The sequence below is a fragment of the Peribacillus sp. QJM3NY_7 genome (genome assembly GCF_056173225.1).
Genome location: NZ_CM149663.1, coordinates 2,257,088 through 2,269,670 on the forward strand (window position 1 = coordinate 2,257,088; position 12,583 = coordinate 2,269,670).

Genomic DNA, 12,583 nt, shown 5'->3' on the forward strand with positions numbered 1-12,583 from the left:
CCATGTCCATTTTTTCATATTAAGTCTAACAGTGTGGGAAAACTGGGGAATCCAAAACAGGAGGAAATATGCAATCACAACAAAGGTTATTGGTGGTTCTGGCACATCCCGATGATGAGTCATTCCTGTGTGGGGGAACCATTGCTAAAATGTCTGAGCGAGGTGTTCAGATAACTTTACTATGTGCGACAAAAGGCGAAATGGGCAGACGAATGGGAAATCCCATTGTAACAACAAGGGAGGCATTGCCAAAACTAAGGGTGGAGGAGTTAAATAAAGCTTGTGAAGAATAGGGGATTAGTGATTTGCGATTTTTAAACGTAAGGGATAAAACGGTTGAATTTGAAAGCTTCGATTTATTGGCCGAGAGAATCGTAAAGGTGATTCGTGAAGTTCAGCCGGATGCACTAATTACATTCCATGAGAAATACGGCGGGCATCCAGACCATTGTGCGATTGGCCGTGCTGCCGCATTTGCTTTCTTAAACTCCGGTGATCCCGATTTTTATCCAGATCCAGTATTTCCAGCTATTAAGGTTCAAAGTTTGTACTTTGTACTTTGGCATGCGTTTTATGATGAATGGTTAAAGGAAAATGGGCCGGGCAGTATCACAGAAGTCAATATAGCAGGGACTTTAAAGAAAAAAATCCGTGCCTTAAGGTCACATCGTTCCCAGACTTTAGCGGTTCCTGAATTGTGGACGAATCAAAATCCAAGCTTGCCTTTTTTAAAGGAATCCGAGTATTTTATCAAAGGGAATTCACTTCCTAATCTAGAAGAAACCGATTTTTTTCAAACGATTGAAAGGATGGGATGATATTTAGTTTATCTGGAAAGGGGGAAGGAATGTATGGAATTAGAAAAATATGAGCCATTTGAAGAAGCACCCCAGGCACAGCAAAACCCACTTCAAAATAAGGTGCTTTTGTGGCTGAGCGGTATCGCTTTCACCTTTTTCATTGCCCTCTTAGGCTTGGGGCTTTCGAAGATTTCGGGATTCGATCGTATCGGTCCACTTGCATGCTCGATCATCATTGCCGTGATATATCGTCAAATAGCGGGATATCCAGAGAAATTCCGGACGGGAATCGAATTTTCCGCAAAAAAACTTTTGCGTTTTGCCATTATTTTATACGGGTTGAAATTAAATATCGATGTGATTTTCAATCAGGGACTGCCATTATTGATACGTGACATAGGGACAGTAACATTCGCCATAGTCGTGATGGTCCTGATTGCTAAGTGGATTAAGGCAGATGCTTCCATTTCCCTTCTTCTTGCTGTAGGAACCGGGATATGCGGTGCAGCAGCCATCGCGGCAATATCTCCAATCGTGAAAGCGAAGGAAGAGGATACAGCCATAGGCGTCGGGATAATCGCTTTAATGGGAACCCTTTTCTCCATTGTTTATACACTTTTACGTCCGATCCTTCCGCTATCTGCTTTGGATTATGGAATCTGGTCTGGGATCAGTCTTCATGAAATCGCCCATGTTGCTTTGGCAGGAGCACCGGCTGGTGAAGATGCGCTAGCGATTGCACTCCTCGCCAAATTGGGACGTGTCTTTTTACTCATTCCTTTATGTTTCATTTTTATGTATTGGATGAAAAAGCGAACATCCGGGAAAATGGGCCATGATGCCAAAATTGATTTTCCATGGTTCCTCGTTGGTTTTATAATCATGAGCCTAATAGGAAGTTATGTGTTTGGAAGTTATATTACGGTTTCACCTCTCGTAATGGATGGCATTTCCAAAGCGACTACATTTATATTGACTATGGCCATGATCGGTCTTGGACTGAATGTTAGCCTGCAGGCACTGCGAACAAAAGCCATGCGTCCCCTTTTAGCCATGACCATTACCTCTTTGCTGCTTTCCATAATTTCGTACTTTATCATTTAATATATAAGCTTTCATATATGCCTGAAATGTGATGAAGGTTGCATATAGGATAAGCCCTGAATACATAGAGCTATTCAGGTTTTTTTTATTCACTCTAAGAAAAACGGTATTTGAACGCTGGAAACTCAACAAAATCCTAATTTAAGGGAAAAATTGAACGCTGGCATGTTTGAATATTATAACTACTTGGTTTACAATATAAGAACTGATACGAACATTACGATGTCTTTTTCTGTTTGGAGGAAATTTTATGGAGTTAGACTTTAAAAATCCAATCCCTTTACATGCCCAATTGAAAACCATATTGGAAAATCAGATTTTGGAAGGTTATTATAAAGACAAAATCCCGAGTGAAAGGGAACTGATGGATATGTATTCTGTCAGCAGGAGCACTGTACGGGAAGCCGTTTCCATCCTGGTTCGTGAGGGAATATTGGAAAAGAGGCATGGGAAGGGAACGTTCGTCTCCCTTAAACCTGTGCAAGAATGGCTTAAGATGATAAGTTTTACGGAAACCACTAAAAGCATGGGGATTAAACTACTAGATCATGGCCGTGTAATGACACCTGAAAATATAGCTGATGCAAATGGGTTTGAGGATGAATCTTACCATATTAAAAGGCTGCGGTTACAGGGGGATGTCCCAATAGCCATTGAATTGCATTATTATTCTTTGGACCTAGGAAAAAAATTGACGAAATTCGATTTAAGTACAACCGTATTGTATGATGCACTCGAAGGTGAATTAAACATTGACTTTTGTGAAGCGGAACAAATCATAACCTGCGGCTTTCCAACAAAAGAAGATGCAGAACATTTGGGTATAGCCGAAACGATGTGCTTACTGATTACAGAACGAATGATTTTTGATTCTGATGGTAACTTAGTAGAATATTATAAAGGGTTATTCCGATCGGATATGTATTCATTCGCAATGAAAATGTCCCGGAAGAATTGAATTAAAATGACCTAAGCCTTTCTAAGAAGAAGAGAGGCTTAGGTCATTTTCGGTTCTAAAATCATTGAGTTAGTCGGTTTGGAACCGTTTAAAAACTCCAGTCAAGATATTCTAATAAACCCTATTAGCTACAAAATGATTTCCCGCGTTCAAGGTAGTTTTAAGATAGAAAAATGGCTGATTTTTAACTTAGTAGAGACAATATTTAAGTATTATAGTATTCAACGTACACATTGAGAGGACTTTATTTGAAGAAGTGGGTATACACATAACACCACAAAGGGAATGTTCACGAATGTAAGGTTTAGAGATAAAATTAAAAAATAATCCAGGAGAAAAATGGCTGAAATGCGAACTAAATAGAGAGGTAATTTTAGATGAACATTAGTATATAAGGGTGAAAGGAGTTAATTCCTTGAAAGAGCGATCAGATAATAAAAACACTGTTTCAATTAGTGAAAATAGCATAGGCTGGTGGAAAGCAATTTTAGAGTCAATCAATGACGGTGTTCTAGTAATTGATCATAATGGGTACGTAAAAATGATTAATCCTGAATATACACGTATTACTGGTGTTACACCTGATATCATAGGGAAGCCACTGGTAAAATATCGGCCCGGAGCGCAACTTACAAAAACACTAAAAGATTGCCAGTGTCGTGTTGGGGTTTATCGAAAAACAAAAGACCGGGAATATGTGGTCGATATGGCTCCAATAATTATCAATGAACAGATTGTTGGTGCTGTGTCCATCTGCAAAAGCTTAACTGAAGTTCATAAATTGTCACTTGAACTTCAAAAACAAAACGAGAAAGTCCGGCTGCTTAAAAAGCAAATGAATGCACTTTATAAAGTAAAATACACTTTTGATGACATTATAGGAAAAGATGGCGGCTTGAAGGACGTTGTATATGTGGCAAAACGGGTATCCGATTCCAATTTTCCAATATTAATTATCGGCGAGAGTGGGACAGGAAAAGAATTATTCGCACAGGCCATTCATCATGAAAGCCATCGTGGTAATAAGCCTTTTATTCCAGTAAATTGTGCATCCATTCCACCTACTTTATTAGAAAGTGAGTTATTCGGTTATGGGGATGGGGCCTTTACCAATGCAAAAAAGGGCGGTAAAATCGGTTTATTTGAAATGGCAGACCAGGGTACGCTCTTTTTGGATGAAATTGGTGATATGTCATATGATCTCCAAGCTAAGTTACTCAGGGTGTTACAAGAAAGTAAGATCAGAAGAGTAGGAGAAACAGAAGAGAGAAATATTGATGTCAGGATTATTGCCGCTACACACCGTGATTTACAACAGCTTGTAAATAAAAATCATTTTCGCGGAGATTTGTTTTATAGACTTAATGTTATAAGCTTAAAGATAGCACCTCTTCGGGAACGAAGAGAAGATATCCCTGAACTGGTTCATTCATTGCTTCGTTCGTCATTAACTCCATCAGCAAGGGATGGTTCTATGTACACGATAGACGAACAAACTTTAGCATTTATTCGATCATATGATTGGCCTGGCAATGTTCGAGAATTGAGAAATGTAATCGACTATGCAACTTGTATGGCGGAAGGTACGGAAATAAAATTCCACCATTTACCAGATGTAATGATGAAGCTTGAAATGAATCGCTTGGATTCTACTTTAAAACCAAATGGTCAAACACTAAAAGACATAACGGAAGAAGCAGAATCAAAACACATTCAAGAAACTTTGGGAAAGTTCGGAAATGATATGGAAGGAAGAAAAAAAACAGCAAATTCTCTAGGGGTGTCTTTGGCCACCTTATATAATAAAATGAAAAAATACCGTATTATTTAAAGTGATTTCTAAAAAATTAGAATAAATCATTAGATTTCTAAAAAATTAGAAATCCACAAAGGCCATAGAATTAGGGGATGAAATTATTTATTTGAGAATGATTAGTTATATTTTCTAAAAAATTAGAAATTGATCTACCATAAAGGAAAGCGCTAACAATAAAGTGCTTTCTTTTTTTGTTTTTTCAATTTTCTTAGTGAGTAATTAAATAGCTGATAAATCAGCATTAGAGTGAACAAACACCTAAGAAAATCTAACTTGAATAATAATATAATCTAACTTTCTTTGTTTAGGCATGGTTCTTGCAAAAAGAATAGTACACAGCAAAATTCTTTTAGAAAGGGCAATGGAATCTTTAGTAAATATGCCTTGTGGGGGGGAATAATGTGTTAGCTATTTTAGGTTGCTTGACAATAGGAGTTTTCCTTTACCTTATCATGACAAAACGTTTATCGGTCTTAATTGCTCTGGTGTTGGTGCCAATCGTTTTTGCTTTGATTGGCGGATTTGGCTTGGGGATAGGGGAAATGATGCTAGCGGGTATCGTAAAGGTTGCTCCTACCGGAATTATGGTGGCTTTTGCTGTTTTATATTTTGGACTGATGATGGACACGGGTTTGTTTGATCCAATCGTTTCCAAGATGCTCCTGATCGTGAAAGGAGATCCCCTAAAAGTGGTGGTGGGCACGGCAGTTATCACGATGCTTGTATCGTTAGATGGAGATGGTGCTTCAACTTTTATGATTACTGTTTCGGCCTTACTACCTCTCTATAAGAGATTAAAGATGAACCCTCTGATTTTAGCAGGTGTAGTGGCTCTGGGAGCCGGGGTCATGAATCTTGCACCATGGGGCGGTCCAACAGCAAGGGCGATGGCAACGTTGAATGTCACGTCTGCTCAACTATTTAATCCTATTCTACCTGCTATGGTTGCAGGCATCCTATGGGTGTTGTTTTCATCCTATTTGCTTGGAAAAAGAGAAAGGGAAAGATTAGGGATTATAGATATGGAGGAAAAGGACAACATAGCTTTTCAAGAATTAGCGGTAGCGACATTAGAATTTAAACGTCCCCAACTTTTTTGGTTCAATCTTATTTTGACACTGATTCTTCTCATCGCTTTAATCAAAGTATGGCTGCCACTTCCTACCTTGTTTATTATTGCTTTTGCAATCGCTTTATTGGTGAATTACCCAAACCAAAAACAACAGCTGGAGCGTATCACAAGTCACGCAAACAACGTTGTTATGGTTTCGACCATGATTTTTGCTGCGGGGATTTTTACCGGTATTTTGACCGGTACAAAAATGATTGATGCTATGGCGCTTTCAATGGTGTCGGTTATTCCTGAAGCGATGGCGGGCTACTTACCTATTTTGACAGCGATTACAAGCATGCCTCTTAGTTTAGTTTTTACACCGGATGCTTACTATTTTGGAGTTTTACCTATCATAAGTCAAACCGCTTCTACTTTTGGAATTGATCCCATTGAAGTTGGCCGGGCAGCTATACTCGGGCAAATGACAACCGGCTTCCCATTAAGTCCATTAACTGCCTCTACGTTTATTCTTATCGGAATGACAGGCGTTGATTTAGGAGATCATCAGCGTTTTATTTTTAAATGGGCATTTGGAACAACGATTATCATGACTATCGCAGCCCTGCTAACAGGAGCTATTACTATTATTTGAGGTGATTATGTTGATTAGAATCGGTTCAGGTGCAGGATTTTCAGGAGATAGGTTGGAACCCGCATTACTTCTTGCAGAAAAAGGGAATTTGGATTATCTAGTGTTGGAATGTTTGGCTGAACGGACAATCGCACTGGCACACAAGCGAAAAAAAGAGAATTCTTCATTAGGATATGATCCGCTGCTTGAAAAGAGGATGGAGCTATTACTTCCAACACTCATTCAAAATGGTGTGCGGTTAATTACAAATATGGGAGCAGCCAACCCTGTCAGTGGCGCTGAAAAGGTAATTGAAATTGCCCAAAGACTAGGTCTTTCTATTAAAGTCGCGGCTGTGACAGGAGATGATGTATCGGCTTTCCTAGATACAGATGCACTGTCTATGGAAACAAATAAGCCTCTACATTCATATGGCCCGATTTTATCGGCAAATGCCTATCTCGGTGTCGAAGCAATTTTACCTGCGTTAGAAAAAGAAGCAGATATTATTCTGACCGGGAGAGTGTCAGATCCTTCCTTATTTTTAGCCCCAATGGTACACCACTTCGGGTGGTCGGTTGACGATACAGATTTAATTGCACAGGGAACCATTATTGGCCACCTTTTGGAGTGCGGTGGTCAAATTGCTGGCGGTTATTACGCAGATCCGGGAAAAAAGGATGTTCCACACTTGGAGGACTTAGGATTTCCGTATGCAGAGGTAAAAGCAGATGGTTCTGCCTTGATTACAAAAATCCCAAATACAGGTGGAGTTATCAATTTGATGACGGCAAAAGAACAGCTTTTATATGAAGTCACAAATCCGAACGAATACATTACACCTGATGTAATTGCCGACTTTATGTCAGTGAAGCTTCGTGAGGCAGGGCCGGATCGAATTGAGGTAACAGGAGGGAAAGGAAAGAAACGGCCGGAAACGTTAAAAGTAAGCGTCGGTTACCATGCAGGGTTTATTGGAGAAGGAGAAATTTCTTATGCAGGTTCAAATGCATGGGGACGAGCACAACTAGCTGGAGACGTTATGAGAACGAGACTTGAGAAGCGTTTTGATGAATTGCGGATTGATTATATCGGTGTTTCATCCACACACCGTAATACGTTTGGACAATGGAATGAACCATACGAAGTCCGACTAAGGGTCGCAGCTAAAACATGCAGTCTAAGCGATGCCGCTAAAATTGGTGAAGAGGTTGAATCTCTTTACACAAACGGGCCAGCCGGTGGAGGAGGAGCAAGAAAGTATACACAGGAAGTTTTAGGAATTGTTTCTTCTCTACTTCCTCGAGAAGAAATTGAAGTGAGTGTTGTAATAAAGGAGAGTGTACTGCATGAAGAGAAAACTGTATGAGGTTGCCCACAGTCGCGCCGGTGATAAAGGGAATATTTTGATGCTTTCGCTTATTCCATATAAGGAAAAAGACTATTCGCTTTTATGCAAAGAAGTAACAATAGAGAGAGTAAAACAACATTTTAAGGACATTGTTGTTGGTGAAATTTTTCGATACGAGGTTCCAAATATCGCTGCTCTTCAGTTCGTTTGCCATCAAGCTTTGCTTGGCGGAGTTACAATATCACTCGGAATGGATACACATGGGAAAAGTTTGAGTTACGCCTTATTGGAAATGGAAATAGAGGTACAGGAATCTTTATAGTAGGAGGATAAAAAAACAACAAAATCTACAAATAGTGTGTTGATGTTGCTGCTTATTTTAAATTTACTGAGCTTGTTTTTGCAAAAAGCAATTTTGTATTAAAATGATTTATTAACTATATTCCAATTGTTTAAAGTATCAAAAAAACCTCTAACACCACATAGAGGTTTTTCTGTTTTCACGACGCAGAAGGACAAGATAGAAAAACACCTTACTGAGATGGTTTATTTTCAAGTTGAAAATATCTATATTTATGTTGGAAATTTATAAACCTTGGACAATCTTTTACTCTTCCTTACATACCTTACTTTAAAACCTAGAATATCAAGGCTTGCCCACCGTTTTCAGCCGTTCGGTTTTGAGGGCTTGCCATCCTCCAATTTAGCCGAAATAAGCCCAAGGGCAACTCCCAGCAACGCACCTGCTCCCACTTCCACAGGCTGATGTCCGAGCAGTTCATTCAGTTCCTTCTCACGCTCAACATACTCAAAGCTCGGAAACTCTCCGGAAAATTTGGCCATATTATCTTCAAGATCATTCACGAGCTTAGCGATTTCGCCTGTGTGGCGGCGAATCCCCTGAGCATCATACATCACAATCACGCCAAACACTGTCGCAAGCGATGTTTCCGTATGCAGCCATCCTTTATTCGCTGCTACATACGCTGCCAGTGCGGCCACCCCCGCAGAGTGCGAACTGGGCATGCCACCCGTTGTGAAAGCCTGCTTCGAGTCCCACTTTCCCGTCAGCTTATAATGCGTTAAAATTTTCAGCCCTTGCGCAATGCCAATCGCCGACAGCGCCGTTAAAATTCCCCGATTCATCTTTTCCATGAGCAACTCCTCCACTCCAGACCAGTCCAACCCAACCCAATCCGGGAATTTATCTTCCCTCTTTTGATACCCCAAAAATATTTTTTATATGCAGCAGTTCCATGATGAATGAATCATGATATCACTTTTTGCTGTGTCCGAGTTCAGCTGAAGCATCATATCCGAGGTGGGTTCAGGCTTATTTTCTTCGGAAAAGGTCACTATTTCATAATAATATTTATAGAATGGGAACCTTAAGGAAAATATATAACGGAAGATAATTAACATGGTTTTAAGGTGGCAATGGAATGAACAAGGTCAAGGATATGAATCCGAAAGAGTTAAAAAAGATCATGACGGAAACCGAGAGAATGTCTTTCACGAAAAACTTCAGGTCCGCTACTGCAGAAGAATGGTTCGTATTCATACCAGGCTTCAATGATCCTGGTACAGGGGGAGCTGCTGGAAAGGCTATCGTTCACTACAACCTATATGGAAACAAAGATATGTTCATTAACACAACGGTCATACTGGATGACCCTGTTCTATTTGAGGAAGAAAATTTTCAGCTGGTTTACTCTATTTGTGATGAACTTATAAATCGTCTAGTGGGATACGCTGATACTTTACTGTCCGTACACGCAGGTTCCAATTCTTATAATGCCGAGTACAAACGATAATGTTCGTAAGATAACAAGGAGGAGAAACGGTGAAACATAATCTTGTTCAGTCAATAGTCGAACAATCAGTCATGCTTACAAGTGAAGCAGATTGGGATAAGCTCATTCAACAAGTTAATAATGCAAAATTTGTTTTGCTGGGTGAGGCATCACATGGGACATCCGAATTTTACACGGCACGAGTTGAAATAACAAAAAAGCTGATTCAAGAAAAAAGGTTCACCTTTGTAGCCGTTGAAGGCGATTGGCCCGCATGCCAGGCAATAAATAGGTATGTTAAAGGCTATGACCTAGTGACTAAATCCGCAAAGGATGTGCTAAAAAGTTTTGACCGCTGGCCGACCTGGATGTGGGCAAACGAGGAAATGATCGACCTGATTGAATGGATGAAAGAATACAATGAGTCTGGACAAAATCAAACGAAAGTTGGATTTTATGGGATAGATATATACAGTCTTTGGGAATCCATGGATGAAGTTATCCGTTACTTAAAACAAATTGATTCAACTGACCTTGAAGCTGCCAGACAGGCGTTCACTTGTTTTGAGCCATTCAATCGGAATAACGAGGAGTACGCAGTTTCTGCAGGTATTTTTTCGGAAGACTGTATAGAGGAAGTAGCCAAATTACTGACGACTATTCAACGAAAAAAAGAAAAATACCCCCATCACGAAGAATTGAATTTGAATCTTCAAGTGAATGCATTGGTAGCATACAATGCCGAAAATTATTACAGGACCATGGTCGTCCATGATGATAAATCATGGAATATTCGAGATATGCATATGGTTGATGCACTTAATGAAATTATGGATTTTTACGGCTCTGAAGGCAAGGCGATTGTATGGGAACATAATACCCATGTTGGTGACGCCAGCGCTACTGATATGAAAGATTCCGGGATGATTAATGTCGGCCAGGTCATTCGAGAGCAAAACCCGACTGAAGATGTATTTATCACAGGTTTCGGAACCTACAGAGGAACTGTTATAGCAGCAGAGGAGTGGGGCGTGGATTTCGAAATTAAAACAGTACCCCCGGCAATGAAGGGAAGTTGGGAGGAGGCGATGCACCTTTCGGGGGCTTATGATAAGTTGCTAATTTTCACTGATGAAAATCGTCAGCTATTCCAAGGGAGGATTGGACATCGGGCGATTGGGGTTGTATACAGACCGGAATATGAACAATATGGTAACTATGTACCTTCTGTGATGTCAGATAGATATGATGCTTTTATTTATATTGATGAAACCCAGGCCCTTCACCCGCTCGTTCAAGAAAAAGCACCCGTTCGGTAATAAAAAGACGAAGCCGTTTATAACATTTCGTGTTATAAACGGCTTCGTCTTTTTGTTCGTGCTTATTCTTAATGCTACCCAATGTTGGAGATATTATCGCGACGGAAACCAAATTTATTGGTTTGATCATTTCTATTTTTATTTGAGATTAATGAAAATCTAATGAATCGTTACGTGCAAAGCGATTTAATTTTTAAATTAAAAACCATTTCATAAATAATGGTTCAGTTAGACAAAAGGGTTCTTTCTAAAAGTAAAACAAAGTTGTTGGAGCGGGTGTTCGAGACTCCTGCGGGAAAAGCGCGTCCAGGGGGAGACCCCGTAGGCGCAAAGGCGCCGAGGAGGCTCCCGGACCGCCCGCGGAAAGCGAGTGCCTGTAGTGGAAATCAACGTTCAAATTATACAATCCCCTAAAAAAATCAATTTTCACTGATTTTGTCTACAGTCTGAAACCATTCTATAAGATGGTTTTTATCTTGATATCTATTTACGGATGGACTGGTTTTTTATATAAACTGCCAATTAATAATATGAAGTAATTAAGAATCGGGCCTCCTAAACAGACGGTTAATAAAGTTCCGATACCTATTGGTCCACTGTAAGTGATTTCCAAAACCAAGAAGAAAGATAAATGAATGTTTTTGAATATAGTGTATTCATTCCAGTTTGTTAATGTTTGTTTTACTCACATTTAACACTTATTCGTTAACCAGTTCCTTTATCATTAATAGATGCGGACCGCCATCTTCCATAAAGACATCGGATGAAGTCCGATAGCCGAGTTTTTTATAAAAGCCCTCTGCCTGTGTTTGCCCATGTAATTTAACCTGAGTAATACCTTGTTCCTTTGCAATTTCTTCCAACGTTTTAAGTATTATTTTACCGAGACCAAATTTACGGTAAGGCTCCAAGATGCAAATTCTTTCCAATTTACCTAACCCATAAACAACTCTCAATCTTCCAGTTCCGACTGGCTTTTCATTATAATAGACTAATATGTGTTCAGATAAAGCATTAAGTGTATCAAATTCATCAAATTCAAATTCTAATGGGAAACCTTGTTCCTCGACAAATACTTCTTTTCTGATATGAAAGGCTATTTTTAAATCATTTTCAGTAGTTATTCTTTTTGAATCCAATGTTCTTCATCCCTTTTCTAGATTTATATAATAAGACAAGTCATAATAAATGTATATCCTATTTTAGTATAAATGAAATTATTTTTGTTGTAAATACAACAAAAAAGTCAGGGGCTTTTTGAATGAAGGAAATACTCCGTGAAATTGGAATGATAGCAAGGGCATTGGACTCTATAAGTAATATCGAATTTAAAGAATTTGACCTTACAAAAGGGCAGTATTTGTATCTTGTTCGAATATGTGAAAACCCAGGTATCATTCAGGAAAAGTTAGCAGAAATGATAAAGGTTGACCGAACGACAGCAGCTCGTGCCATTAAAAAACTTGAAATACAAGGGTTAATCGAGAAGAAAAATGATGAGGAAAACAAAAAAATTAAAAAGCTATATGCAACCGATAAAGGTGAAACGGTCTATCCTTTTTTGAAAAAAGAAGGGGAGTATACTGACAAGGTTGCGTTATCTGGATTTTCTTTGGACGAAGCGGAAACGATGCTTCATCTTCTTCAAAGAGTCAGAAAAAATATTGAGGTAGATTGGGAATTTGTGAAAAAGGGAAATAAAAGGGGGTATTGATACATTATAAGAAAGGGGCTCGATTCCGTTTCGGAATCGAGCC

Annotated in this window: 11 protein-coding genes and 2 pseudogenes; 10 read left to right on the forward strand and 3 right to left on the reverse strand. The window is 39.3% G+C overall.

Annotation, left to right across the window (positions count from 1 at the left end):
- The first annotated feature begins 68 nt into the window (after positions 1 to 68).
- The 7 genes and pseudogenes from AC0VX1_RS10805 (at position 69) to AC0VX1_RS10835 (ending at position 8,036) form a co-directional block, all read left to right on the forward strand.
- Positions 69 to 818 (forward strand): annotated as a pseudogene (locus AC0VX1_RS10805) (PIG-L family deacetylase).
- A gap of 33 nt (positions 819 to 851) precedes the next feature.
- The gene (locus tag AC0VX1_RS10810; protein ID WP_413011072.1) at positions 852 to 1,904 is read left to right on the forward strand and encodes a YeiH family protein; all 1,053 of its coding nucleotides are present in this window, start codon (positions 852 to 854) and stop codon (positions 1,902 to 1,904) included.
- A 250-nt stretch (positions 1,905 to 2,154) separates the two neighbouring features.
- Positions 2,155 to 2,862 (forward strand): GntR family transcriptional regulator, encoded by a 708-nt coding sequence (locus AC0VX1_RS10815; protein WP_034312712.1) that lies wholly within the window; start codon positions 2,155 to 2,157, stop codon positions 2,860 to 2,862.
- Positions 2,863 to 3,277: 415 nt separating this feature from the next.
- Entirely contained in the window at positions 3,278 to 4,693 is a 1,416-nt protein-coding gene (locus AC0VX1_RS10820) for a sigma-54 interaction domain-containing protein (RefSeq protein WP_475471183.1), read from the forward strand.
- A 386-nt stretch (positions 4,694 to 5,079) separates the two neighbouring features.
- Positions 5,080 to 6,384, forward strand: coding sequence for a CitMHS family transporter (locus AC0VX1_RS10825; RefSeq protein WP_364278681.1), 1,305 nt, complete (start codon positions 5,080 to 5,082; stop codon positions 6,382 to 6,384).
- Between the two features lie 7 nt (positions 6,385 to 6,391).
- A complete protein-coding gene (locus AC0VX1_RS10830) occupies positions 6,392 to 7,732 on the forward strand; it encodes an acyclic terpene utilization AtuA family protein (protein ID WP_413022924.1) in 1,341 nt (446 codons plus the stop codon).
- The gene (locus AC0VX1_RS10835; RefSeq protein WP_413022926.1) at positions 7,713 to 8,036 is read left to right on the forward strand and encodes an AtuA-related protein; all 324 of its coding nucleotides are present in this window, start codon (positions 7,713 to 7,715) and stop codon (positions 8,034 to 8,036) included. Before AC0VX1_RS10830 ends, AC0VX1_RS10835 begins: the two co-directional genes overlap by 20 nt.
- Positions 8,037 to 8,380: 344 nt before the next feature.
- Here the strand turns inward: AC0VX1_RS10835 and AC0VX1_RS10840 are convergent, their stop codons facing one another.
- A complete protein-coding gene (locus tag AC0VX1_RS10840; RefSeq protein WP_034312708.1) occupies positions 8,381 to 8,869 on the reverse strand; it encodes a divergent PAP2 family protein in 489 nt (162 codons plus the stop codon).
- A 305-nt stretch (positions 8,870 to 9,174) separates the two neighbouring features.
- On the opposite strand from AC0VX1_RS10840, the gene AC0VX1_RS10845 reads away from it, so the two are divergent.
- On the forward strand, positions 9,175 to 9,528 hold the full coding sequence (locus AC0VX1_RS10845) for a hypothetical protein (RefSeq protein ID WP_475471752.1): 354 nt from the start codon (positions 9,175 to 9,177) through the stop codon (positions 9,526 to 9,528).
- Positions 9,529 to 9,557: 29 nt separating this feature from the next.
- Positions 9,558 to 10,826, forward strand: coding sequence for an erythromycin esterase family protein (locus AC0VX1_RS10850; protein ID WP_475471186.1), 1,269 nt, complete (start codon positions 9,558 to 9,560; stop codon positions 10,824 to 10,826).
- Positions 10,827 to 11,313: 487 nt separating this feature from the next.
- Here the strand turns inward: AC0VX1_RS10850 and AC0VX1_RS10855 are convergent.
- Both AC0VX1_RS10855 and AC0VX1_RS10860 read right to left on the reverse strand, forming a co-directional pair.
- Positions 11,314 to 11,492: pseudogene (locus tag AC0VX1_RS10855) on the reverse strand (YitT family protein); the annotation flags it as partial.
- 32 nt (positions 11,493 to 11,524) lie between these two features.
- On the reverse strand, positions 11,525 to 11,965 hold the full coding sequence (locus AC0VX1_RS10860; RefSeq protein WP_475471188.1) for a GNAT family N-acetyltransferase: 441 nt from the start codon (positions 11,963 to 11,965) through the stop codon (positions 11,525 to 11,527).
- A 122-nt stretch (positions 11,966 to 12,087) separates the two neighbouring features.
- Here AC0VX1_RS10860 and AC0VX1_RS10865 point away from each other — a divergent pair, with 122 nt between their 5' ends.
- Positions 12,088 to 12,540, forward strand: coding sequence for a MarR family winged helix-turn-helix transcriptional regulator (locus tag AC0VX1_RS10865; protein ID WP_239861050.1), 453 nt, complete (start codon positions 12,088 to 12,090; stop codon positions 12,538 to 12,540).
- Positions 12,541 to 12,583 lie beyond the last annotated feature (43 nt).

Bases quoted from the DNA above. Each gene is read 5' to 3' on its own strand.
- AC0VX1_RS10810 (WP_413011072.1), top strand. From the start codon at position 852: ATGGAATTAGAAAAATATGAGCCATTTGAAGAAGCACCCCAGGCACAG.
- AC0VX1_RS10815 (WP_034312712.1), top strand. From the start codon at position 2,155: ATGGAGTTAGACTTTAAAAATCCAATCCCTTTACATGCCCAATTGAAA.
- AC0VX1_RS10830 (WP_413022924.1), top strand. From the start codon at position 6,392: ATGTTGATTAGAATCGGTTCAGGTGCAGGATTTTCAGGAGATAGGTTG.
- AC0VX1_RS10835 (WP_413022926.1), top strand. From the start codon at position 7,713: ATGAAGAGAAAACTGTATGAGGTTGCCCACAGTCGCGCCGGTGATAAA.
- AC0VX1_RS10840 (WP_034312708.1), bottom strand. From the start codon at position 8,869: ATGGAAAAGATGAATCGGGGAATTTTAACGGCGCTGTCGGCGATTGGC.
- AC0VX1_RS10845 (WP_475471752.1), top strand. From the start codon at position 9,175: ATGAATCCGAAAGAGTTAAAAAAGATCATGACGGAAACCGAGAGAATG.
- AC0VX1_RS10865 (WP_239861050.1), top strand. From the start codon at position 12,088: ATGAAGGAAATACTCCGTGAAATTGGAATGATAGCAAGGGCATTGGAC.